Genomic DNA, 21,969 nt, shown 5'->3' with positions numbered 1-21,969 from the left:
AGTCTATCGGGTCTGACCCCGAATGGGGTCTGACCCACTTTTGCCCGTTGCTGCAGGGGCTATAACCCATTGCGCTGGGGGCTTTGATTCTGGTCGAGGCTGGCTCAGCCCCGGTTACTTTTGAGTCTGCTGTTCCAAGGTGGGTCAGTCCCCATTCGGGGACAGACCCTTTACTGCGGAGTCAGCTGTTCCAAGGTGGGGTCAGTCCCCATTCGGGGACAGACCCTTTACTGCGGAGTCAGCTGTTCCAAGGTGGGGTCAGTCCCCATTCGGGGACAGACCCCTTGGGACAGACCCCTTATTAATCCTTCTTCTGTGCAAACAGCTGGTCCAGCTTCTGTTCGAAGTCGTGGTAGTTGAGGAAATCGTACAGTTCCATTCGGGTTTGCATCAGGTCTACCACGTCTTTCTGGTCGCCTTTTTCCAGGATGTTCTGGTACACGGCCAGGGCGGCTTTGTTCATGGCGCGGAAGGCGCTCAGGGGGTACAGAACCATCGCGGCGCCGGCGTCGGCCAGTTCGGAGCGGTTGTACAGCGGGGTGGCACCGAATTCGGTGATGTTGGCCAGGATCGGGGCGTCGATGGCTTCGGCGAAAGCTTTGTAGTCGCTCAGTTCGTGAACAGCTTCGGCGAAGATGCCGTCGGCACCAGCTTCGATGCAGGCTTTGGCGCGGTCGATGGCGGCTTCCAGGCCTTCTTTCTGGAAGGCGTCGGTGCGGGCCATGATGAAGAAGTCTTTGTCCTGGCGGGCATCGGCAGCAGCCTTGATGCGGTCGACCATCTCTTCTTTGGACACAATCTCTTTGTTCGGACGGTGACCACAGCGCTTCTGGGCCACCTGGTCTTCAATATGCACAGCCGCAGCGCCGGCACGTTCCATTTCGCGAATGGTGCGGCCGATGTTGAACGCGCCACCCCAGCCGGTGTCGATATCAACCAGCAGCGGCACTTCTGTGGCGGCAGTGATGCGGCGCACGTCTTCCACAACGTCGTTCATGGTGGTCATGCCCAGATCCGGCAGGCCATAGGAGGCGTTGGCGACGCCACCACCCGACAAATAGATGGCCTGGTGCCCTACCCGCTCCGCCATCATGGCGGTGTAGGCGTTGATGGTACCAACGATCTGCAGTGGTTGGTTTTCTTTCAGGGCCTTGCGGAAACGAGCGCCCGGGGAGAGTTGGTTAGCCATGGGACATTACCTCTTGGATCAGATTGTTAACACGCCTTGCTGAATCTTTTGTTCGATATTCTGGCGTGCGGCATTGATGTGTCTTTTCATAAGGAATTCGGCGAGTTCGCCATCGCGCTGGGCAATGGCTTCGACGATACGGCGGTGTTCACCCAGCGCCATGTGCGGGCGCCCGGCGGAGGTGCTCAACCGGTAACGGTACATGCGCACCATGTAATACAGATCGCCCAACAGCATCTGGGCCAGCTTGGTGTTGCGGCTGCCAGTGGCAATCCGGTGGTGGAAATCGTAGTCACCCTCAGCCTGGTAATAGGCCTGGCCCTGGGCTTCTTCAATCATTTTCTCGTGACTATCCAGTGTAGCTTTCAGGTCGCGGATTTCCTCATCGGTCATCCGTTCGGCAGCCTGGCGGGCAGCCAACCCTTCCATAACTTCACGAATTCGGTAAAGCTCCAGCAGCTCTTCAGCACTGACAGATACCACTTTCACACCAGCATGGGGCCGGCGCACCAGCAAACCACGGGACTCAAGGCGGCCAAGCGCCTCTCTCAGGGGACCACGGGTAAGATTAAAGCGGGAGCAGAGTTCGACTTCGCCAATCTTTTCACCGGGCGCAAGGTCGCCCATCACGATGGCGGTTTGCAGACAATCGAAAGCTTCATCTGCACGAGTATGTACTTGGGCCGGGGCTTGAACCATGTTTTGTTAACAATCCAATGAGTGATGTTGGTGAAATTACGCCCAACAAGCTGGATTGTCAACAAAATGAGACAAGCTTAAAGTCTTATTGTTTACAGGATGAGAGGAATCAGATCTGCAAGCTCATGGAAAGCCGTACATCCGGGTGGTCCGGAACGACAATGGCTTCGGTGGTTGTTCCAAGTACCCGGCCAACGCTGACATCAGCGCTGAACTTGCGGGCAGAAAGGCCGAGGGACAATTCCCCGGAGGTGACGTGGCCCGACTGGTCCTGCTGGAACGAGGCGTCGGGAACCCAGCCCCGCAACACCGACAGCCGGACGCTGGACAGCATTTGGGGGAAAAACGGTACGTTAAAGGTGGGGCTGCGGCTACCGAGGCGCAGCCAGCCACCCTCCGCAACACTCAGGGATTGGCCGCTATAGCCCGTCGAAAGCGCTGCGCCAGCAACCTGCAGGCGGTGAGATCCGGGAATGTCCGCAGAAGCAATTTGATATTGCCCTTCAAGATCCCATTGCCAGTCCAGCATTTCCCGGTCCAGAGACGCCGTAAACAACATTCGCCCGAACTGATCGTCCTGGGAATCCTGATAACCAACCGCCGTGCGTTCCGCCTCTGTCTCAATGCCAGTGACAGCCCTGAATCCACTAGAGAGACTGAAGCCGCCCACCAGGTCATGGCGCCCCAGGGCTTCAAAGCCCAGGGTAGATACCTCGTAGTGATTTCTGTGGTTCTCATCGCTCTGCCGGGTCCAGGAACGGGTTACAGAGTTATACCCTGCACGCCCCCGGATACTGTAACCGCTGACGGAGAACAGCGGCCGACTACCGGTTACGGCCACGTCGCGAATTCGGCCGGCCTTCTGATAGCGGGCCCCCTCAACCCTCGACACCTCATCATAGGCGGTATTGGTCAGCTCCATTCGCAGCTGGTTGCGCCCTACCGGCAAGCCATAGCCAAACCCAAGGACCTTGCGCTCGTTACTGACTCGATAAGTCTTGGAGTCCGCGTATCGAAGATCAGCCCGATGACTTTCACCGAACATATTCTTCAACCCAAGGTTCAGCGTGCCGTCAAGGCGATCTGAATCGTCGTTGGTACGTCCTGAGAACTCGAATTTCGAACGCAGCCAATGCTCGCGGGTGGCTTTCAAACGGTCCTGAGCAAACAGGGCTTCCTGGGTGCTGAGAGCATTCTGCTCGGAGAGTGAAAGCTCGCTGGCAACCCCCTGCACCGAAAATACAGCCAGTGCGCACGAAAACAGTGCAATGAAGCTCCGTTGAGGGCCGTGCCGTTTTGCGACCAGCGGATGTGCCATTCAGTACCCGTAGAAGTGTCAAGATCGTGTAAATGTGCCGAAGCATTGCCACTTTAAAATATGGAGAGCCAGTCAACCACCCTTGTCATCATAATTTTACAATTTTAATGTTACCTTAAATCAGTACTTTATTGAGCCAACTGAAACTATTTTCGAGATATTTCAATCGCTCAGCGGAAGCAGGAAACAGGTCACAGAATTACCAACACTCAACATTCAGAAATGAAATCCTCCAACTCGCGAAACAACTTGGTTACACTTGGCACACTTTGTGGGACGGCTCCCAGCATGCAAGATTCAAACTAAGGATGAACACCATGATCAAAAAGTGCCTTTTCCCGGTAGCCGGCTACGGCACCCGCTTTCTCCCTGCCACCAAGGCCATGCCGAAAGAGATCCTGCCGATCGTTAACAAGCCGCTGGTTCAGTACGGCGTAGAGGAAGCTGCCGAAGCCGGAATCCACGAGTTCGGTTTCGTAACCGGCCGTGGCAAGCGTGCCATCGAGGATCACTTCGACATCAGCTACGAGTTGGAACACCAGATTGCCGGAACCGGAAAAGAAGGCCTGCTAACCTCCATTCGCGACCTGATCACCAACAACACCTTTGCTTTCACCCGTCAGAACGAGATGAAAGGCTTGGGGCATGCCATTCTGACTGGCCGCAACCTGGTGGGTGACAACCCGTTCGCGGTGGTGCTGGCTGATGACTTCTGTGTGGGGCCGGAAGGCGAGGACGGTGTTCTGGCGCAGATGGTGAAACTGTACAACCAGTTCCGCTGCTCCATCGTGGCCATCGAAGAAGTGCCGCAGGATGAAACCCACAAATACGGTGTGATTGCCGGCGAGTCCATGAAAGACGGCCTGTACCGAATTACCGACATGGTGGAAAAGCCGGCTCCGGAGGACGCACCCAGCAACCTCGCCATCATTGGCCGGTACATCCTGACACCGGATATCTTTGATATTATCGAACGCACCCCTCCGGGCAAGAACGGCGAGGTCCAGATTACCGATGCACTGCTGGAGCAGGCGAAGAACGGTTGCGTGCTGGCGTACCAGTTCAAGGGCCAGCGTTTTGACTGCGGCAGCATCGACGGCTTTGTCGAAGCCACCAACTACGTTTACGAGAATATCTACAAAAAGGGCAAGTAAGCCCGCCTGCCGGGGCGGTTAACGCCCCAGAAGCTGAAGCACCATGCGCCGGTTTTCCGCGGTTGCCTTGCGGAACCGGCGCAGCAGTTCCAACTCTTCCTCTGATAGCTGCAATCGGTTCAGCTCCCGCTCCAGCTCTTTCAACGCTACAGACAAATCATCGCTGTTGCTGAACGCCAGCCCCGGCAGCTCCAGCTGACCGCTGTCACCGCCATCATCCATATCCAGCAGTTGATCCAACGGTGTTTCGGTTTTCAGGCACACATCCAGCAGTTCGCTGACGCCCGGATAGCTCCGCTGCTTGGGATCTGTGGCCTCCCAGCTGCCTACCCGGGCCTCGTCCACACCGCACATATTGGCCACATCCGCCAAAGACAGCTGCCCGGTCTGCCGGAGTTGCCGCAAGCGGCGATGAAAGGACTGCAGGTACCGCATAGCTCAGTGTTCCTGAAAAATTGGCTGGAAAAGTGAATCAATCCGGAAATGTATCGTACATATAGCTTTGCACACAATCTGCCTATACTGAAACCACAAAACCAACAAACGGGAAAGCCATGGCCACCCTGGATACAGACACTGCCTGGAAGCTCATACTGAATGCCAGCAACCGCAGCAATGTCACCCTTCCACTGCCGGGAACTAGCCAACCAGCGTTGCGGATTAACGGCAAAAGCTGGGAGTTGGTGCATCAGGCAACCGAAGATGCCAGGAATCTGATATCGCTGTTCCTGCCGCTGTGCCAGCCCATCAAGCGCCCGGCGGGTAACCATGTGATTGGTCAGCTTGGTCAGAGCCTGGACGGCCGTATTGCCACAGTGACCGGCTGCTCCCGGTTTATCAACGGCGACGATGGCATTACCCACCTGCACCGCATTCGCGCCCTGTGCGATGCGGTGGTGGTCGGTGCTGGCACCGCTGCCACTGACAACCCAAGGCTGACGGTTCGCCGTGCCAACGGACCCAACCCGGTACGGGTGGTGATTGATCGCCATAACCGGGTGCCCCGCAGCCACCACCTGTTTACCGACAACGCAGCACCCACTCTGCACCTGATTGCCGGGGAATATGACTCAACCCGGAAACCCGCCAGCATTGGCCAGGTAACGACCATTCCCTGCCTCGGTGCCGAAGACGATCCCACGCCCGTGCCACCCGAGCGTATTCTTCAAGTGTTACAGGACCACGGGCTGCGTAAAATTTTTATTGAAGGCGGCGGAGTCACCGTTTCGTCCTTCCTGAAAGCCGGCCTGTTGGATAGATTGCACGTGATGGTGGCTCCGATGATCATCGGCAGTGGCCGGCCGGCATTCTCGCTGCCGGAAATCGACCAACTGGATGATGCCCTGCGCCCGCGGGCCCAGCTGGTCAACCTTGGCAGTGACATGCTGTTTGACCTGGCATTCGAGAGGCGCTGGAATTGATCAGGCGCGTTTGAGAAGCACCAGCGCCCCCGGCCAGCTGGCGAGGAATATCAATGCACCGTAGCCAATACTGATCGCCACCCCCTGCTCTGCCGGTAGCCCAACCGCCGGCCAGAGCAGAGCTGCTGCACCTTCACGGACACCCCAGCCAGACACCGTTATTGGGACCACCATCGCAAGAAGCAATAGCAGACACAGGGCGGCGGTCAGAAACAGGCTGCTGGCATCGGCCGCTAATCCCATTCCAAATGCCAACAACACAAACACCGTTAAATACGTGCCCAGAACGGCAAGGGAAGTAAACAACTGCACCGAACCATTGCGCCAGCCTGCAAATGCCCTCTTGAGATCGGCACCCAGGCGCCCAAGGTACCGCCGCAGTGAGGCAAGCCGACCACTGACCCACAGCAGCCAGATTCCAATGCCCACCAGCAGAGGAGGCAACAGCCAGTATGCCGGGTTCAGGGATATACTGATGGGCAGCGGTTGACTGCTAAAAGCACCCACGCTCCAAAGCACAACGACGGCGAGCAAGACCACCGGAAACAACACCAATTGCCCGGACAGCCGTTCAAGGACAACCGCATGAACCGCCGAAAGCTGCCCCGAACGCTCAACGGTGCCCTGCCCGTGGGCCCGGCTGTGTCGCCAGGCCCGGTTCACATCGCCCATAACACCACCCGGCAGCACCTGATTCAGAAAGGTGGCCAGGTAATATTCCCGAACGGCAAAGTTCATCGGTACAGAAACACCCAGCCTGCCGGCGGTGTAACGCCAACGCCAGGCGGACAACACCACCTGCAGGACAGAAACCGCCAGGGCCAGGGCGATCAGTGAGGGCGATATGGATCGGAGCCTGGCTATCAGACCGGACAGGTCCACAAACCGTAACACCAGCACCAGGATAATAAGGGTCGCAGCCCACCGAAGCAGCAGCTTTGGCCATGGCCGCTGGCGCATCATGCCGGCAAACCTGAGTCGGGTAACCCAAGTAGGTCCAGGTGATCAACCACCACCCGCAGTTCGTGACGGGCCAATTGATCCTGCCTGTCTGCCAGCCAGGTTCTGATCTCAGCCTGCGCAGCCGGGTTCTGCTGGCAGGCGGCATCTGCCCAACCCGTCATTAGCATGGTGATCAACTCAGCACTCGTGCCGCCCTGGCCCGGGCTGAGATGCCATTGGCTCTGCTCCACCGTGACGGTATAGCCTGCCTCACGCAGCAGTCTCTCCAAAACCCCGGTTGCCTCGGGACCCAATGCCGCCCCGCTGCCTTTATCGCCATGCTGGTGCTGATTCACCAGCTCCTGTACCAGGGCGTCGGAGGCATGGGAAGGCGCCAGTTCAAAGTGCCCGCTGTAGCTAATCACCACCAGAACACCCGCTCGCCTTCGCACCACGGCACTGGAAAAGGCACGAAGCCAGTGTTCTGAGACCAGGTCAATCAGGGCCGAAGCCGTGACCAGGGTGGCATCGTCTGGCAATAGCTCATCCAGGTTGTGCGGGGTCAGCTCCCGCATCATGGGAGCCGCCGGGGCGTCCAGTGCCCCAACCCGGTGGCAGGCCAGCCCCAGCAGATGCTGATCCGGTTCAATCAATGTCCACCGCTGGGGCACCGGCAAACGGGGAATCAGATAACCGGGGTTAGAGCCCCGCCCACTGCCTATATCCACCAGATGCAACGGATCACCGGCCGGTTTTCCGGCGGCTTTTGTGTTGTATTCAACGGTTAGCCAGTTTGCCAGCGTATCCGTCAAGGCCCGGCTTCTGGCGGTATGATCCGCTTGCTCCCGGGCTTCCAGCCACTGGCCAGAGAATCTTGCAGGATCACCCTCTTCGCTAAAGCCCAGACTACCGAGGAATTCCCTTGTGGTATCTGACCACTGGCGAATATCTGACCGATGGGCCCGCGCACGTCGCGCCAGCTCCGAGAAATCTGCGGTATTCGTCAGGAGAGAGCGAAGCTCTGACGCCAGGACCTTCACATTGCCAGCCGGAAAATTCCGGGCTCCGGGTTTGCTGGTGGTCAACGCCAGCGCGCCGCCGTCGGAAGACAGCACCGGCAAGCCCGCGGCCAGGGCTTCATCGATGACCATGCCATAGCCTTCGTAGAGTGACGGAAACACGAACAGATCCGCTCGGTGGTAGGCCTCCTCCAGCGCGGGCTCCGATAGCTCTCCCAGAAGCTGAATACGATCAGCCAGTCCGTGCCGGGCGATGGTACTTCGAACGGCCCGCGCATAGTCCGGATCACGATCCTCCGCCCCCACCAGAGTGCATTGCCACGGCAGTTCCTGCAGGGTGGCGAGGGCATCGACCAGTTGGTGCTGCGCCTTCCGGGCGGATAGATGCCCCACGCACAAGAGCCTCATGGGCTTGTCCAAATGGTTGCGCTCAATCTGGAAGAACAGGGCGTCCACGGCCGGCTGCGCCGTCGTAACCTTCCAGGACGGCACACCATAATCCTGTTGCACGCGGCGGGCAGTGTACTCACTGGTCGTAACCACCCTGCCGACCTGGGCCAGGGATTGCCTTTCAGCTTCCCGAAACCAGGCCTGTTGCTCCTGGGATAGCCCGGTCTCATCCGCCAGCGGATGGTGTACCAGCGCCACAAGCCGCAAGCGTGTGCCGTGGCGCTCCAGCACGTCTGGCATGGCCCCCATGGCAAGCCCGTCAAGCACCACTAACGTGTTGTCCGGCAAAGACGTCAGGAACTCTTGCATGGCATTGGTAGCAGTTTGATCCGGTCTCGGAAAGCACCCAGCGAGCCCCTGAACCCGCGCGCTTACCCCCGCCTGGCGCGATGCCGCCACCAGGCGCTGCACATATCGGTACCCACCGGTGTTCTGGTCAGGATCACCGGGAACCACAAACCATAGATCAGATGCCGGCATGGTAACTGGCCCAGGCCAGGTGCGACTCGCCCAAAGTCACTTTAAGGCCGGCAACCTGCCGGCCCTCTTCACCAAGGCGGCCAGCATGAATGGCGGCAGCCATGCGATTGAACACAACTTGCGCCATGAATTCCGTGGTGGTGTTCCGGCCTTCGAATTCCTGCAAGTCGTCCAGGTTCTTCATGTTGAATTCCGAAAGCACCTCTTTCAGCAGGTCAGACGCCTGGCCAATATCCACAATCAAATCGTTATCGTCCAGCACGTGTCGCTCGAAGGTCACGTCTACCACGTAGGTGGCGCCATGAAGCCCTTGGGCCGGACCAAAGATTTCTCCTTTAAAGCTGTGAGCAATCATCATGTGATCGCGAACGGTCAAACTGAACATAGTGTTTCCTCAGGAATAGGTAATTCGATGGCAGAGCGCATCCCCTGCTGGTGACAATATGGTGCTGGCAACCGCAGGAAGGTCGTCAAACCGGGACTCGCCGCTGATCAGGTTGTCCAGCTCAGGCGCTCTGAGCAACTGCAGTGCAAGCTCAAGCCGCCGTGCATAACTCCAACGGGGCTGCCTGTGCGGCGGAATCTGCCCTACCTGGCTGGATTTAAGTTCAAGGCGGTTAGGATGAAAGGCATGGCCAAGGGGAACCGTGACCGGTTCGTTGCCATACCAGCTAAGCTCCACAATGCGAGCTTCTGGCCCGGCCATGGACAGGGCTGATGACAACCCCTCGCTCCGGCCGGAAGCATGAATCACCAGATCGCAATCACGGGCCGAAGCCTCGGTTGTGAACGGAAGCCCCAAAGCCTTGGCAATGTCAGCCCTGGACTCATTGGTATCGACAGCCAGTAGCTGGGAGCCGGGGATCTGTTTGACCAGCCAGGCCACCAGAAGCCCGACCACCCCCAGCCCAACCACGGCAACCCGGTCGCCTACAGCGGGCTCGGCATCCCAGAGCCCGTTAATGGCGGTTTCCATATTGGCAGCAAGAATGGCGCGTCCCGGCGGCAGATCGTCCGGCAGTGCGGTGACGGCACTGGCCGGCACGCGGTAGTGCCTCTGGTGGGGGTACAGGCAAAAGACCCGCTTACCCATGAGGTGCTCTGGCCCGTCCTGCACTTCGCCAACATTGGCATAGCCATATTTGACCGGAAACGGAAACTGGCCCTCCTGAAAGGGTGCGCGCATTCGAAGGTATTCGTCCTGTGGAACCCGATTGTTGAATACCAGTGATTCCGTGCCCCGGCTGATCCCGGAATACAGCGTGCACACGGTAACGATCTCTGCCCCGGCACTCTCAGGCCATTCCAGAGTCGCCGGCCGAAGTTCCCCCTGGCCCGGGCCAGTCACCCAGAACGCCTGATTCCCTGATGACGTCATAAACAGTCCATTCTCTTGTTATCTCCGTAAGCAAAAGCATCTACCCCAAACTATAGTCATAGAACGGGGCCTAACACATGTACCAGTCAGGCTATACGGAAACGCTCGGATATGGATTCGATTCGCCCGGCAACATTTCAGATTCCTGCCACTGTGAGGGAGCTTGGTTGGGCTGCCCTACTGCTGTTTTTGGTGTTGCTGTCCGTGCACGAATGGTTCAGCCCGCCCGGCTGGTTCGGTCTGCTGGCGATTCTGATCTTCGCCACCCAGGGCGCCTTGATACTTACGCGTTGGCCAGCCCGACAAAACTTTGGCTGGGCCAACCGCACTACCCTGCTTCGATCCATCCTGGTCGTTTCCCTGGTGGCCTGGGCGCCGTTTCTGTCCGCTGCCGATTCTTCCGCGTTGTGGATTTACGCCGTGGCCTGCCTCATTGCGCTGATCCTTGATGGCGTGGATGGCAAGGTGGCCCGGGCCACCAACAGCAACAGTGAATTCGGCGCCCGCTTCGACATGGAGTTGGATGCGCTGTTTATCCTCGGCTTATGCGTTGCCACGATGGCTGTCGGCAAAGCCGGGCCATGGGTATTGATGCTTGCCCTGATGCGCTATGGCTTTCTGGCCGCCAGCCATTTCCTGACGTGGCTCAACCAACCACTGCCGGACAGTTTCCGGCGCAAAACAGTATGCGTATGGCAGATTGTTACGCTGATGATCGCCATACTTCCTCTTACCCCCACCGGGTTTGCCGGCACCACACTGGCCATGGCACTGGCCCTTCTGGGTTGGTCGTTTGCGCTGGATGTTCGCTGGCTCTACCAAAGGAGACACTATCATGAAAACTAAATTCGCCACCGCAACCCTGGCAGCCACCCTGCTCTCCACCGCGCCGCTGGTGCAGGCAGAACCAACCAGGTTCCAGGTGGACGATGAGCACTTCTCCATGGTCTTTGAAGTGATGCACATCGGCTACGCGCCGGTCATGGGTATGTTCCGCGAGGTAAAAGGCGAATTCGTCTATGACGAAGAGGCCGGCGAGCTGTCATCTGGAGAATTGGTCTTCAAGGCGACGAGCGTATTCAGCAATCACGGTAAACGGGATGATCACCTGCGTAACAAGGATTTCCTCGACACCAGAAGGCACAAGGACATCACCTTTACCGTGACCGGCTTTGAACGCACGGGCGATAACACAGGCATCGTCACCGGCGACCTCACGCTTCTGGGCAAGACCAACCCGGTGGATGTGGATGTCACCCTTAACAAGGCTGACGTATATCCCTTCGGGCATGAAGAATACACACTCGGGCTCAGTGCATCGACCGTGATCAAGCGTAGCGATTGGGGTATGACTTATGGCATCGACGAAGGCATGGTCGGCGACGAGGTAGTACTGCGTTTTGCCTTTGAGGCGATCAAGGACTAATGCCATTGTGAGGTCTATCACACTTTAGAGTGAAAGTGGCGCATTGTCGGACAAGTTTTATGCCGGTTACGACAAAACTGGCTATGGTTACTCTTTAACCAAAAGCAATGAAATAACAATAAGAAGGTGATTCTACATGCCTTACAAGGCACTGATGGCCACCGCCGTAGTGGTGGCCAGTGTTTCAGGTACTGCCTGGCTGTTATCAGCAGACAACGACGGTAAGTTCAGTTGGCTGCCTTTCGGCAGCCACCAGGATCATCAGGAAGCAAACGCCATGGCGAGAGATCACACGCCAGAGGCTAATGAGGCAAACGCTTCGAACGCTCCTGCGCCCTCTGACAACGCCCTGGGGTTCATGCTCGCCAGCGTTGCAGACGACTACCTGCGAAGCGCCCGCTACCCGGATTACTCGGTACCATTGACCACCGCCCAGGCTGAAGCCTACCAGGGCAACCGGTACCACCCGGTGGAGTTGCCACTGGAAGACGGCGGCAGCTTCATTGTGACACTCGACAAATTCCGCTTTACCCAGGGCGAGCCCATTCTTGTGGTGGCGTCCCTGAGTGGCCGACAGGTGTTTGGGGATACCCTCTCGGCAACTCTTGAGTCGGCCACCAAGAGGGACAAGGCCGATTCAGCAGACCTGCCGGCCACGGAAGACAGCGGCTACTACCAGGGAACCATCAGTTCCGATCATGAGCCAGGCGAATACCGGCTGATTGTGGAGGCCAGGGTTGATGGAAGGCCAGTCCGGCATGTGTCGTCTCTCTCCATTGAACCTGATCTCGGCGACTTCGGTGGTATCGACTCACCCTATGTGTCCGGCAATGACCTGGTAATCCCGGTCCGTTTCGATCCGGACCATGCCGGCTACTATGCGCTGTCCGCCCAGCTATACAACGGCCAGCGCGCGCTGGCCCAACTCAGTACTGAAGAATCCCTGAGCGGTGGCAGCGGTACGCTTGTGCTCAAGGCCCATGGCAGCGTGTTGGCTAACCAGGACATTGAGGGCCAGCTGCAACTCCGAAACCTGCAGTTACGCCAGATGCCGGACCGCCCTGGTGATCGCACCCATTACGCCTTCGGCCCGGACGAAGGCTATGAATTCTCACCGCCGGATCTTGGCAACCTGCGTGACGAACCGGCGGTGAACACAGAATCAGAGCAACGGGCAGCTTTGCTACGGCAGCTGGCCGACAAGTTCTGATAAACAACAATAAAACCGGAAAACGGAGCAAGCAATGATCAACAAAAACAAAAGATGCCTGAGTAAAACTGCATTATCGATAGCGTTGGCAGGCGGATTGTTCGCCACAACGGCGCAGGCCCAACTGGCGGGCCACAATGTGATCCTGGTGCACGGTTTCATGATGGAGAACCTGTCCCAGGCCCCCGCCAACATGCAAGAGGTGAAACAGGCCGGAGAAGACTACTGGCGGGATTACTGGCTGAACCGCGCCGAAGCGCGCATCGACTGGGCCAGCAACGGCCGGGTGGAAGGCGAGATCGCGCAGCAAGCCTACCAGCAGGTTCGACAAATCAGCCAGCAGGGTCTTTGCAATAATTACTGTATTGTCGTGACCCATTCCACCGGTGATCTGGTTACCCGTCACCTTCTGGAAAACCAGGCTCGCTGGCTTCAATCCGAGGGATTGCAACCGCTGAAAATCCTCGCGGTCATGGATCTTGCGGGGGCTGGCGGCGGCACTGAGCTGGCCGACCTGGCGGTCAGTATCGCCTATAACGACAGCTGGTATAACTGGCCGGTAAAACAGGCGGTGCGTGCGTTCACCGGGATTGATCCCCAGCCCGATAACCTGGGCGTAGTCAATGATCTGCAAACCAACACCGCCCGCAACCTGTCGGTAGGCCCCACAGCCATTCCCCGGCTGCGCTTTGTAGGCGGCGGCTCGTCCTACGGTGGCATTACCAAGCCCTTCATTGCCGGCACCGATGACGGCGTGGTACCTACCCATTCCGCCTGCGGCGCCACCACCGCCAGCGGCATAGACTCGTGCTCCAACAGTATCAGTCTGGCGGGCAAGGTAAGCGGGCAAAATGGTCCTTCTGGCCTTTATTACAATCACTACCCGATTCTGATGAGCGAAGGCGCCAACCACAGTGCCGTGAAGGACACCCAGACCGGCAACATCTCCGTGCCGGTGGTGAACAACACTGTGCTCAATGGTCTACAGATCGACTTTGCCAGCCGCACTTACAACCAGCGGGCCTGGTGGCAGCTTTGGGGCTCTGGTGACCAGTACGTTGAGGTCCCCAACTCCAACCAGACCAGCATGTCCAACCTGCTGTATACCACGCTCAACAACTGACACCACGGTTGTTGGCAGGGCTCAGGGATGAGCCACCTTCCTCCCCCCCTCGGTTTTCGCTGCTTTCTTTTTTAATTCGCAAACTATAGATTTATCCCTCCTTGCATTTCACTCTGCCTGACCGGAGCCAGTTACTTGATGTCTGACGCTCACAAATCCGACCTTTTGCTGGTCGTCGTTACCCTTCTGGCTGCGATCAGCTGGATGTTCTCTAAAAAAGCGGTACTGATGATGCCACCGTTAATGTTTATGGCGGCCCGGTTTCTGATTGCAGGTGGGGTATTGGCGGTGATTGCACTGCCGGCCCTGCGCCGGTTGGATGCCGACCAGGTAAAACGGAGCATGGGCGTAGGCCTGGTATTCGGCATCGCCATGAGCTGCTGGATACTGGGCCTGTTCCACGGCGACAGTATGGGTGAAGGCGCGTTTCTCACCAGTCTTGGGGTTGTGATTGTGCCAATCATTGCCCGCGTGGTATTTGGTGAATCCCAGCCTCTGAGTACCTGGCTTGCCATACCGATTGCGGTAGCGGGCCTGGCCCTGCTGTCCCTTGAAAACGGCTTCAGGCCAGATCCGGGGCAGCTCTACTTCGTTGTGGCCGCGTTTATCTTTGCGCTTTACTTCACGCTCAACACCCGGGCCGCCAATCAGCGAACGGTCACCAATAAACGAGGCGAAACAATCGAGAAACGCAAGGTGCCGGCGCTGCCCCTGACCGCCCTGGCCCTTCTGACAGTGGGCCTGGTTACCCTCGTGGAGTCTGCTATCAGCGAGCCCTGGGCACCAACCCTCAACAACCCACCGCCCATTCTGATGGTTTGGGTTCTGGCCAGTGCCGTTGTCGGTACTGCCGGGCGCTTTCTTCTGCAGACTTATGCACAGAGCCTTTCGGTACACAGTCACGGCGTGGTGATTCTGGTGCTGGAACCGGTGTGGGTGGCCCTGTTTGCCGCAGCCTGGTTTGGCGAGACCATGTCAGCGCTTCAACTGGCAGGCTGCGGACTGATTTTCATGGCACTGCTGGTAAACCGTTGGAGCGCTCTGAGCCGCGTCATCAAAGGCTTTCTGAAACCGGCAAAAACTGCCTGAAAGAGGTTGACCAAGGGGAACGAAATCCGTATATTTCCACCCCGTTGCAGGACACAGGACCATAGCTCAGTTGGTTAGAGCGCTACCTTGACATGGTAGAGGTCCCCAGTTCGAATCTGGGTGGTCCTACCAATTCTGCAAAGAAAGTCAGTTACTTACGCGCAACGTGAGAACTGGCTTTTTTTATGCCTGCGCGAACCATTGCTGTTTACCAGTCATCCTTTTCCTGTTTTTCCTTCTCTTCCAGCTCCGCTTGCCGTTTACGGATCTTTTCCAGCTTGTGTTCCGGAATTTTCCTGTTACTGCTGTCTCTTAACAGCAGAAGACTGCCAATAACCAAGCCAAAGGCGAGCAGGATAAATATCCATCCTATTGCGGGCATCGTGTTCTCCTTATGCTGGATTTGTTTCCTGGGCAGCCAACCACGCTGCCCCGCGCACGCCACTGGAATCGCCGTGTATCGCTGGCCGGACCTGAGTGGAGCATTCGCCACCGAAAACATACTGCGGCAGCCGCTCCGGTAACGCTTGGTAGAGTTCCCGCACATTACTCATGCCACCGCCCAACACAATTATGTCTGGGTCCAGAAGATTGATAACCGCTGCCAGGCCCTTGGCCAGATGCTCAATATAGAGGTCCAACGTCAAACGGCACTCGCGATCTCCGTTCCGTGCGCCGGCAACTATTTCCTGTGCCGAAGCCCCACCGCCCCATGATAGCCGATGGGTCAGGCTGAAGCCGGTACCAGACAGAAAGGTTTCGTTGCAGCCACGTCGGCCACAAAAGCAAGGGCGATCATCCAGCTCTCCCTGCGGTGTCCAGGGCAACGGGTTATGCCCCCACTCACCGGCCACACCATTGGGCCCCGTCAACAGCCGTCGATCAACACTGATACCAGCACCACAACCGGTTCCCAAAATGGCCGCGAAAACCACTCCCGCATTCTGCCCTGCACCATCAGTGGCTTCCGATAATGCCAGACAGTTGGCATCGTTGGTCAGGGCAACCGGTCGGCCGATTAGCTGGCGAAGGTCATCCGCCATGGGCTTACCATTGAGCCAGGTGGAATTGGCGTTTTTGATGCGCCCGGTCACGCCAGATACCGTTCCTGGAATACCAATGCCCACCGGTAAGCCGCGTTGGCTGGCATGTTGTTCGGCTCGTTCGATCAGTGATTTGATGGTGGCCAGGGTGGCCTGGTAGTCGCCGGCAGGGGTTGGCACCCGATGCCGAAAGTGTTCCTGGTGGTTCTCGTCCAGCAGGATCACTTCCGTTTTGGTGCCTCCCAGATCAATACCGGTTAACCAGCGTTTGGACATTCGTAAAGATCGCCTTTGGTATCGGTTTGCTGCATAAACTGACTGCGCTTTTGGCTATAATCCCAGACTTTACCAATCCTAACCAGAGCGACCATCCCCGGCCATGAGACGTACCCTGGACCTGACCGTTTCGGAATCACAACTTGCCGTCGATGCGCTAGCCGAGGCGTCAGGGCTCCCCAAGCAGCGAATCAAGGATGCCATGGCCAAAGGTGCCTGCTGGTGGGCCCAGAAGGGCAAGCAGGTTCGGTTGCGAAAAGCCAAACGGGAGTTAAAGCCAGGCACCCGGATTCAACTGTTCTACGATGACCAGGTGCTGGGCCTCAAGCCGGAACAACCTGATCTGCTAGAAGACCTGGGCCGCTACAGCCTCTGGTACAAACCTCACGGTTTGTTAGCCCAGGGCTCGCAATGGGGAGACCACTGCAGCCTGCTTCGGCTGGCAGAGGTTGCCTTGAGCAGGCCCTGTTATCTGGTACACCGGCTGGACGCCGATGCTGCCGGGCTGATGCTGGTAGCCCACGACAGCAAAGCAGCTGGCGCCCTGTCGAAACTGTTTTCCGGCCGCACCGTCACCAAGACCTACCGAGCGACAGTGACCGGCCAACTGAATGCGGATGACCTGATCATCGACGCACCACTGGACGGCAAGGAATCCGTAAGCCGGGTCACCACGCTGGCCATTCATCCGGAGGAGAACACCACCGACGTTCAGGTGCTTATCGAAACCGGGCGCAAGCATCAGATTCGCCGGCATCTTGCAGGTATTGGCCACGCCATCGTCGGTGACAGGCTTTACGGCAGCGCCCACCCCTCCGGGCTTTGCCTGAAGGCCGTTCAGCTTCAGTTTGTTTGCCCACTGACCGGGAAAGCAAGAAACTTCAGCGCCCCTTCGCGGAAAACTGACTAACGCTGTTGGTTACAGCCCCCGCAAAACAATGTCAGCTTTCTATACATATCAGATGCGTCATATCTGGGCTTTTCAGCCAGAACCTGAAGAATATCCCGACATCACAGCGCGTTAGGCTTGCGTTAAGTCTTGTGGCACATGCTATGCAAGGTTTTCTGATGCCTGCATAGGTGTACCCGTCGGGGGTCAGCCGATAGAGCAGTACGGTATGGATGCCCGTCCACAATACTCAATCTGGATGAGGTGACAACGATGAAACTCAAACGATTTCTTTCAGGTTTAATACTATCAGCAGCGGCCGCTATCGCCCCGGCTCATGCCGCTCCGATACTCAGTGATATAGTGTTTGTAGTCGATGAGTCGGGTTCAATGGGAACCGTACAGAGTAACCTTCGGGATAACATCGGGCTGTTTGCCAGCATCCTGACTGGCACGGGCCAGGTAGATGCCCGTTATGGTTTAGTCGGTTACGGAGATAGGTCGATAGTTCCCCGCATGGTCACCGATCTGACCGACCCAACCAGCTTTGCTGCGGCAGCCCAAGGGCTACAAATCAATGGAGGCATTGAGCCTGGCTACACCGCCACGGCGTTTGCACTCAACGCGTTGGACAACCAGACCGACCTGTTTTCGTTCCGAAGCAATGCAGTTAAGAACATCATCATTCTGACGGATGAGCCCTCCAATGGCGATACCGCCGCAAGGGGCAGCGTTGGCGGCGAAGCCGTCTCGGAGTCCCTGCTCGACGGGCTCCTTACTGACAACAACGCTCTTTACAACGGCGTTTTGCGGCGTACCAGTACCATCGCTTCCTATTCTGATCTTATTACTGGCCATGGAGGACAGGTTTTCGATCTCAACTTGTTTAACACCAGCGATCAGACCATCGTGCAGCAGTTCGTCACGGACTTCGCCAACGCCAAGCTCCAGGAAACCCTGGATTTCTGCCAACTTAATCCGACAAATCCGGCTTGCCAGCCCTCTGCCTCAGTACCGGAGCCATCTTCCCTGGCACTGATTGGCCTGGGACTGTTGGGAATCTTTACACGTTATCGCAGGCGCCCCGTGGCGTCAGTGGCGGTGTGAGTGTCTGAATAGTCAGGGTACCAACAAAAAAAGCCAGCGTATTGCGCTGGCTTTTTTTGTACTGACGCTAACCCGGCTTTTACACCTTGTAGAAATCCCGATACCAGTCCACAAAGTTGGCGATACCCTCTTCCACCGTGGTGTCCGGTTTGTAGCCTACGTCTGTGATCAAATCGTCAACATTAGCATAGGTTGCCGGCACGTCTCCCGGTTGCAGTGGCAGCAGGTTCTTTTCCGCTTTCTTGCCCACACGCTCTTCAATGATTTCAATGAAGCGGGACAGCTCTACCGGGTTGTTACTGCCGATGTTGTAGATGCGGTAAGGGCCTTTGCCGGTGCCAGGGTCCGGCTTCTCGCCAGACCAGTCCGGGTTGGGTTCTGCCACATGGTCCAGGGTGCGGATAACGCCTTCAACGATATCATCAATATAGGTGAAATCGCGGCGGTGATGGCCATGGTTGAACACATCAATGGGCTCACCGGCCAGGATCTTTTTGGTGAAGATAAACAGCGCCATGTCTGGCCGGCCCCATGGGCCGTATACGGTGAAGAACCGCAGGCCAGTGGTGGGCAGGTTGTACAGGTGGCTGTAGGTGTGGGCCATCAGCTCGTTGGCTTTCTTCGACGCTGCGTACAGGCTGAGCGGGTGGTCAACGTTGTCATGCACTGAGAACGGCATGGTTTCGTTGGCGCCGTATACTGAACTGCTGGAGGCATACACCAGGTGTTTTACATCGTTGTGGCGACAGCCTTCCAGGATATTCATGAAGCCAACCAGGTTGGCGTCCACGTAGGCGTGGGGATTCTCAAGGGAGTAACGGACGCCGGCCTGGGCCGCCAGGTGCACTACCCTCTCGGGCTTGTGCTCTCGGAACAGAGCTTCCATGGCGGCACGGTCGGCCACATCCTGGCGAACTTCCGTGAAACCGGGCTTGTTCACCAGCCGGGCCAGGCGCGCCTCTTTGAGGCTGACATCATAGTAGTCGTTGACGTTGTCTACACCAATGACTTCGTCACCACGATCCAGCAAGCGATGCGCCAGGTGTGAGCCAATGAAACCGGCAGTGCCGGTAACCAGGATTTTCAAGAGTCCATCTCCCTGATCGGTTGGTTATTACTCAGAATCTCAGACCGGCACTGACAAAGGGGCCGCTGAGTTCGATATCCAGGTTGTCGTCGCCATCGTCATAATCGAGAGAAATCTGGCGATAGCCTGCCCGCAACTGCAGCAGCGACATTTCATACTGGCCATACACGTTGAAGTCATAGACCGAGTCGCCATCGTAGGTAATGGCGTTGGCGTCACCACCTACAGAAACGCCGGTGAATGGCAGGTCAAAACGGGCGGCTACGTATACCAAGGGTAACACGGCGTCGGCCTTGGTTTCAGAGAACTGGCTAGTGTCGCTCCTGTTCTGAACAAGTAACTCGCCAGAGAAATCCCGAACGGTCAGGCCAAGATCCAGATTCACCCAGTTATCCAGGATTTCGTAGTACAGGGTGACGTCCAGCTGTTCCAGTTCAAGTTCTGATCGAATATCACCGGAAACGCCATCATAATCCGTGGCCAGCTGGCCATTACCGCTCTGCTTCGTGCGGGTATAAGCCAGACGTACATTTGGCAGCACCGGAACCGGGTGTTCGAAATACGCGGTGAGATTGGCATTGGAATCGCTGCTGAGGTTGAGGTCCCGCTCCAGATCTACCCGGTCGTTGCCCTTGGACGCCTCGCCGGAATAGTCGGCATCCCAGTAGCCAACCGTGGCGCCTACGCCCAGAATATCCGCGGAGACCACTGGAGCGGCAGCCAGCATGCTCGCGCCCATTACCATCATCAATTTACGCATATCACACCCGTTGTTGTCGGTTTTTATATTCAGTCGAACTGGATACCCAGACGACGCCCTACTTCTTCGTAGGTTTCGATCACTTCACCCAAGCCCTGGCGGAAGCGATCTTTGTCCATCTTTTTACGGGTTTCCTTATCCCAGATTCGGCAGCCATCCGGGCTGAATTCATCGCCCAGAACAATCTGGCCTTCGCTGCGACCAAACTCCAGCTTGTAGTCCACCAGCAACATGCCGGCGTCATCAAACAGGGCTTTGAGTACGTCATTCACCTTGTAGGTGAGCTCTTTCATGCGCGCCAGTTCCTCAGCGCTGGCCCAACCAAAGCTGACCGCCAGTGACTCGTTCACCATGGGGTCGTGCAGGGCGTCGTTCTTCAGGAACAGTTCGAAGGTCGGCGGGTTAAGCTCCTGGCCTTCTTCCACGCCCAATCGACGGCACAGGCTGCCGGCCGAGATATTTCGAACCACGCACTCAACCGGAATCATGTCGAGCTTTTTCACCAGGGATTCAGTGTCAGACAACAGGCCCTCGAAGTGGGTCGGAATGCCTGCTGCTTCGAGCTTGCCCATGATGAAGGCATTGAACTTGTTGTTCACCATGCCCTTTCGGTTCAGCTGTTCTTTCTTCTCGCCATCAAAGGCTGAGGTGTCATCCCGGAACACCAGTACGAAACGGTTCGGGTCGTCAGTGCGGAATACCGATTTGGCTTTGCCCGCGTATAGCTCTTCGCGCTTTTCCATTTAGATCTCCAAAATCGGACAGCGGCCTTGCCGGCCGCCCCGAATCAATACAGGTGTTCAAATAGTTGTGTGAGCAGGTCTGACGCGCTGTACTCACCAGTATAGCTGTCCAGCCTCTCAGCTGTGACAAACAGGGCGTCTTCACGCTGTTCAATGTTCACGGTATGGGTGTGGCGGGGTTCAGCCTTATTGCTGAACCAGGAGAACCAGCCCGGGGTGCGTTCGTCTTCGGTACGGAAGTCCACGTGGAACCAACGCTCACTCCGGTTAAGGTCCTGGATGTCTGCGCCAATCTCCTCAAGGGAACGGTTCACTTCCGCCCAGGTGCGGCCGAAATCAAGCTCAACGCGCACAGCGACCGCCTGGTCATCTTCAGACAGCAGCCTCACCAATGGCTGGGCAATCATGCCCGATGCCGCCCGTGAGAACGACTTGCTGTCTTCACGCTGCTTCATGAATTCACCAAGCTCGGCCAACAGCGCTTCTTTCCTGCCCTGGGCGCGGGTGTCGGATTCCTGATCCGACTGCCAGGCAACGAGCCCGTCAGGCGCATCTTCAAGTTCCAGAATCCGTAGCCGGATTTCGGTGGTCTTGCGTCGAATGCCCGGAGCCAATCGCATCTGCAAAAGCACCCGGGGCTCCTGAGCGACCGGGTCATCAGCCAGCCCCAGCATGTCACGGCTGCGCTTGCTGAAGTTGGCCAGTTCACTCTGGAGGATACCCAACTGGGGGTTATCGTAGGCCACGCCAAGGCCGGCATCGTTCATCCAGGCACTGGCGACCGGCCACAAGCGGCCGGGCACTTCGTTGACCAGAAGCCAGACACGACCATCCAGTTCCTCGATCACGTAGTTCTGATCCAGAATTTCCGAGGTCATGTCCGGTGGGCGCGGGATGGAAGACGGAAACAACCGGCGTGAATCATCCGTATTGATGCTCCGAACCGGCATGATCTGGCTCAACCTGGAATCGTCTGCACCCTCGGGCACGTTGATTGGCTCGCCCTCCGGCGCGTGAACGTATCGCTGGGAGCGGTCTTCCAGGATGCCACACCCAACCAGGGTGCTGGCCAACAGGAGCCCGGCTAACGGCCGGAACAGGAATGTCTTGGTGTTACGGGCTCTTCCAGGAACCTGCATCGAGTTACTCCGGTAAAACGGGAATCG

General features: G+C 57.3%; 23 protein-coding genes and 1 tRNA gene. 10 read left to right on the top strand and 14 right to left on the bottom strand.

Annotated features, from left to right (window positions below; translation table 11 throughout):
- Window positions 1-301: 301 nt before the first annotated feature.
- The 3 genes from prpB to FIV08_RS08585 form a co-directional block, all read right to left on the bottom strand.
- Window positions 302-1,189, bottom strand: a complete 888-nt coding sequence (gene prpB / locus FIV08_RS08595) for a methylisocitrate lyase (protein WP_152438008.1) — start codon at window positions 1,187-1,189, stop codon at window positions 302-304.
- Between the two features lie 18 nt (window positions 1,190-1,207).
- On the bottom strand, window positions 1,208-1,888 hold the full coding sequence (locus tag FIV08_RS08590; protein WP_058089623.1) for a GntR family transcriptional regulator: 681 nt from the start codon (window positions 1,886-1,888) through the stop codon (window positions 1,208-1,210).
- Between the two features lie 109 nt (window positions 1,889-1,997).
- Entirely contained in the window at window positions 1,998-3,206 is a 1,209-nt protein-coding gene (locus FIV08_RS08585) for a ShlB/FhaC/HecB family hemolysin secretion/activation protein (protein ID WP_152438007.1), read from the bottom strand.
- 317 nt (window positions 3,207-3,523) lie between these two features.
- Here FIV08_RS08585 and galU point away from each other — a divergent pair, with 317 nt between their 5' ends.
- Entirely contained in the window at window positions 3,524-4,360 is an 837-nt protein-coding gene (gene galU, locus FIV08_RS08580) for a UTP--glucose-1-phosphate uridylyltransferase GalU (protein WP_061331053.1), read from the top strand.
- 18 nt (window positions 4,361-4,378) lie between these two features.
- On the opposite strand, the gene FIV08_RS08575 is transcribed toward galU, so the two are convergent.
- Window positions 4,379-4,795: a helix-turn-helix domain-containing protein gene (locus tag FIV08_RS08575; RefSeq protein ID WP_058089618.1), complete on the bottom strand. Its 417-nt coding sequence runs from the start codon at window positions 4,793-4,795 to the stop codon at window positions 4,379-4,381.
- A gap of 119 nt (window positions 4,796-4,914) precedes the next feature.
- Between FIV08_RS08575 and FIV08_RS08570 the strand changes: the two genes are divergently transcribed.
- Window positions 4,915-5,781: a RibD family protein gene (locus FIV08_RS08570; RefSeq protein ID WP_152438006.1), complete on the top strand. Its 867-nt coding sequence runs from the start codon at window positions 4,915-4,917 to the stop codon at window positions 5,779-5,781.
- On the opposite strand, the gene FIV08_RS08565 is transcribed toward FIV08_RS08570, so the two are convergent.
- From FIV08_RS08565 to FIV08_RS08550, 4 genes are read right to left on the bottom strand one after another with little or no spacing between them, the layout of a single operon-like run.
- Window positions 5,782-6,744 (bottom strand): lysylphosphatidylglycerol synthase transmembrane domain-containing protein, encoded by a 963-nt coding sequence (locus tag FIV08_RS08565; protein ID WP_228715516.1) that lies wholly within the window; start codon window positions 6,742-6,744, stop codon window positions 5,782-5,784.
- Window positions 6,741-8,672, bottom strand: coding sequence for a glycosyltransferase family 4 protein (locus tag FIV08_RS08560; protein WP_152438005.1), 1,932 nt, complete (start codon window positions 8,670-8,672; stop codon window positions 6,741-6,743). The genes FIV08_RS08565 and FIV08_RS08560 overlap by 4 nt, the downstream gene beginning before the upstream one ends.
- The gene (locus tag FIV08_RS08555) at window positions 8,659-9,057 is read right to left on the bottom strand and encodes a 6-pyruvoyl trahydropterin synthase family protein (RefSeq protein WP_152438004.1); all 399 of its coding nucleotides are present in this window, start codon (window positions 9,055-9,057) and stop codon (window positions 8,659-8,661) included. Before FIV08_RS08555 ends, FIV08_RS08560 begins: the two co-directional genes overlap by 14 nt.
- 9 nt (window positions 9,058-9,066) lie before the next feature.
- Entirely contained in the window at window positions 9,067-10,050 is a 984-nt protein-coding gene (locus tag FIV08_RS08550) for a zinc-dependent alcohol dehydrogenase (RefSeq protein WP_152438003.1), read from the bottom strand.
- Between the two features lie 111 nt (window positions 10,051-10,161).
- Between FIV08_RS08550 and FIV08_RS08545 the strand changes: the two genes are divergently transcribed.
- The 6 genes from FIV08_RS08545 (at window position 10,162) to FIV08_RS08520 (ending at window position 15,030) form a co-directional block, all read left to right on the top strand.
- Window positions 10,162-10,896 (top strand): CDP-alcohol phosphatidyltransferase family protein, encoded by a 735-nt coding sequence (locus FIV08_RS08545; protein ID WP_058089613.1) that lies wholly within the window; start codon window positions 10,162-10,164, stop codon window positions 10,894-10,896.
- Entirely contained in the window at window positions 10,886-11,476 is a 591-nt protein-coding gene (locus tag FIV08_RS08540) for a YceI family protein (RefSeq protein WP_152438002.1), read from the top strand. Before FIV08_RS08545 ends, FIV08_RS08540 begins: the two co-directional genes overlap by 11 nt.
- A 136-nt stretch (window positions 11,477-11,612) precedes the next feature.
- A complete protein-coding gene (locus tag FIV08_RS08535; protein WP_152438001.1) occupies window positions 11,613-12,686 on the top strand; it encodes a hypothetical protein in 1,074 nt (357 codons plus the stop codon).
- Window positions 12,687-12,720: 34 nt separating this feature from the next.
- Window positions 12,721-13,809, top strand: a complete 1,089-nt coding sequence (locus FIV08_RS08530) for a hypothetical protein (protein WP_061331044.1) — start codon at window positions 12,721-12,723, stop codon at window positions 13,807-13,809.
- A gap of 138 nt (window positions 13,810-13,947) precedes the next feature.
- Window positions 13,948-14,898, top strand: a complete 951-nt coding sequence (locus FIV08_RS08525; RefSeq protein ID WP_152438000.1) for a DMT family transporter — start codon at window positions 13,948-13,950, stop codon at window positions 14,896-14,898.
- Window positions 14,899-14,953: 55 nt separating this feature from the next.
- Window positions 14,954-15,030, top strand: a tRNA-Val gene (locus FIV08_RS08520).
- A 76-nt stretch (window positions 15,031-15,106) separates the two neighbouring features.
- On the opposite strand, the gene FIV08_RS08515 is transcribed toward FIV08_RS08520, so the two are convergent.
- Complete coding sequence (locus FIV08_RS08515) at window positions 15,107-15,280, bottom strand: DUF2897 family protein (protein WP_152437999.1); 174 nt, start codon at window positions 15,278-15,280, stop codon at window positions 15,107-15,109.
- A 10-nt stretch (window positions 15,281-15,290) separates the two neighbouring features.
- Window positions 15,291-16,217: an ROK family protein gene (locus tag FIV08_RS08510; protein ID WP_152437998.1), complete on the bottom strand. Its 927-nt coding sequence runs from the start codon at window positions 16,215-16,217 to the stop codon at window positions 15,291-15,293.
- 103 nt (window positions 16,218-16,320) lie between these two features.
- Between FIV08_RS08510 and FIV08_RS08505 the strand changes: the two genes are divergently transcribed.
- Window positions 16,321-17,127 (top strand): RluA family pseudouridine synthase, encoded by an 807-nt coding sequence (locus FIV08_RS08505; protein ID WP_152437997.1) that lies wholly within the window; start codon window positions 16,321-16,323, stop codon window positions 17,125-17,127.
- A gap of 252 nt (window positions 17,128-17,379) precedes the next feature.
- Complete coding sequence (locus tag FIV08_RS08500) at window positions 17,380-18,213, top strand: vWA domain-containing protein (RefSeq protein ID WP_228715515.1); 834 nt, start codon at window positions 17,380-17,382, stop codon at window positions 18,211-18,213.
- A 79-nt stretch (window positions 18,214-18,292) separates the two neighbouring features.
- Here the strand turns inward: FIV08_RS08500 and FIV08_RS08495 are convergent, their stop codons facing one another.
- Genes FIV08_RS08495 through bamC form a run of 4 tightly spaced genes read right to left on the bottom strand, consistent with a single transcriptional unit; the run spans window position 18,293 to window position 21,942 of the window.
- Entirely contained in the window at window positions 18,293-19,300 is a 1,008-nt protein-coding gene (locus FIV08_RS08495) for an NAD-dependent epimerase (protein WP_152437996.1), read from the bottom strand.
- A 31-nt stretch (window positions 19,301-19,331) separates the two neighbouring features.
- A complete protein-coding gene (locus FIV08_RS08490; RefSeq protein ID WP_152437995.1) occupies window positions 19,332-20,060 on the bottom strand; it encodes a TIGR04219 family outer membrane beta-barrel protein in 729 nt (242 codons plus the stop codon).
- A 29-nt stretch (window positions 20,061-20,089) separates the two neighbouring features.
- Window positions 20,090-20,803 carry a phosphoribosylaminoimidazolesuccinocarboxamide synthase gene (gene purC / locus FIV08_RS08485; protein ID WP_152437994.1) on the bottom strand — a complete coding sequence of 238 codons (714 nt, stop codon included), beginning with the start codon at window positions 20,801-20,803 and terminating at the stop codon, window positions 20,090-20,092.
- Between the two features lie 44 nt (window positions 20,804-20,847).
- Window positions 20,848-21,942, bottom strand: a complete 1,095-nt coding sequence (gene bamC / locus FIV08_RS08480; protein ID WP_152437993.1) for an outer membrane protein assembly factor BamC — start codon at window positions 21,940-21,942, stop codon at window positions 20,848-20,850.
- Window positions 21,943-21,969 lie beyond the last annotated feature (27 nt).

It is taken from the genome of Marinobacter sp. THAF197a, from assembly GCF_009363275.1.
In the GTDB taxonomy this organism is placed as follows: Bacteria; Pseudomonadota; Gammaproteobacteria; order Pseudomonadales; family Oleiphilaceae; genus Marinobacter.
The sequence above is the reverse complement of the archived record's forward strand: the minus strand, read 5'-3'. Positions and strand labels throughout refer to the sequence as shown.

Coding starts and splice junctions, on each gene's coding strand:
- prpB (WP_152438008.1), bottom strand. CDS start 1,189: ATGGCTAACCAACTCTCCCCGGGCGCTCGTTTCCGCAAGGCCCTGAAA.
- FIV08_RS08590 (WP_058089623.1), bottom strand. CDS start 1,888: ATGGTTCAAGCCCCGGCCCAAGTACATACTCGTGCAGATGAAGCTTTC.
- FIV08_RS08585 (WP_152438007.1), bottom strand. CDS start 3,206: ATGGCACATCCGCTGGTCGCAAAACGGCACGGCCCTCAACGGAGCTTC.
- galU (WP_061331053.1), top strand. CDS start 3,524: ATGATCAAAAAGTGCCTTTTCCCGGTAGCCGGCTACGGCACCCGCTTT.
- FIV08_RS08575 (WP_058089618.1), bottom strand. CDS start 4,795: ATGCGGTACCTGCAGTCCTTTCATCGCCGCTTGCGGCAACTCCGGCAG.
- FIV08_RS08570 (WP_152438006.1), top strand. CDS start 4,915: ATGGCCACCCTGGATACAGACACTGCCTGGAAGCTCATACTGAATGCC.
- FIV08_RS08565 (WP_228715516.1), bottom strand. CDS start 6,744: ATGATGCGCCAGCGGCCATGGCCAAAGCTGCTGCTTCGGTGGGCTGCG.
- FIV08_RS08560 (WP_152438005.1), bottom strand. CDS start 8,672: ATGCCGGCATCTGATCTATGGTTTGTGGTTCCCGGTGATCCTGACCAG.
- FIV08_RS08555 (WP_152438004.1), bottom strand. CDS start 9,057: ATGTTCAGTTTGACCGTTCGCGATCACATGATGATTGCTCACAGCTTT.
- FIV08_RS08550 (WP_152438003.1), bottom strand. CDS start 10,050: ATGACGTCATCAGGGAATCAGGCGTTCTGGGTGACTGGCCCGGGCCAG.
- FIV08_RS08545 (WP_058089613.1), top strand. CDS start 10,162: ATGGATTCGATTCGCCCGGCAACATTTCAGATTCCTGCCACTGTGAGG.
- FIV08_RS08540 (WP_152438002.1), top strand. CDS start 10,886: ATGAAAACTAAATTCGCCACCGCAACCCTGGCAGCCACCCTGCTCTCC.
- FIV08_RS08535 (WP_152438001.1), top strand. CDS start 11,613: ATGCCTTACAAGGCACTGATGGCCACCGCCGTAGTGGTGGCCAGTGTT.
- FIV08_RS08530 (WP_061331044.1), top strand. CDS start 12,721: ATGATCAACAAAAACAAAAGATGCCTGAGTAAAACTGCATTATCGATA.
- FIV08_RS08525 (WP_152438000.1), top strand. CDS start 13,948: ATGTCTGACGCTCACAAATCCGACCTTTTGCTGGTCGTCGTTACCCTT.
- FIV08_RS08515 (WP_152437999.1), bottom strand. CDS start 15,280: ATGCCCGCAATAGGATGGATATTTATCCTGCTCGCCTTTGGCTTGGTT.
- FIV08_RS08510 (WP_152437998.1), bottom strand. CDS start 16,217: ATGTCCAAACGCTGGTTAACCGGTATTGATCTGGGAGGCACCAAAACG.
- FIV08_RS08505 (WP_152437997.1), top strand. CDS start 16,321: ATGAGACGTACCCTGGACCTGACCGTTTCGGAATCACAACTTGCCGTC.
- FIV08_RS08500 (WP_228715515.1), top strand. CDS start 17,380: ATGAAACTCAAACGATTTCTTTCAGGTTTAATACTATCAGCAGCGGCC.
- FIV08_RS08490 (WP_152437995.1), bottom strand. CDS start 20,060: ATGCGTAAATTGATGATGGTAATGGGCGCGAGCATGCTGGCTGCCGCT.
- purC (WP_152437994.1), bottom strand. CDS start 20,803: ATGGAAAAGCGCGAAGAGCTATACGCGGGCAAAGCCAAATCGGTATTC.
- bamC (WP_152437993.1), bottom strand. CDS start 21,942: ATGCAGGTTCCTGGAAGAGCCCGTAACACCAAGACATTCCTGTTCCGG.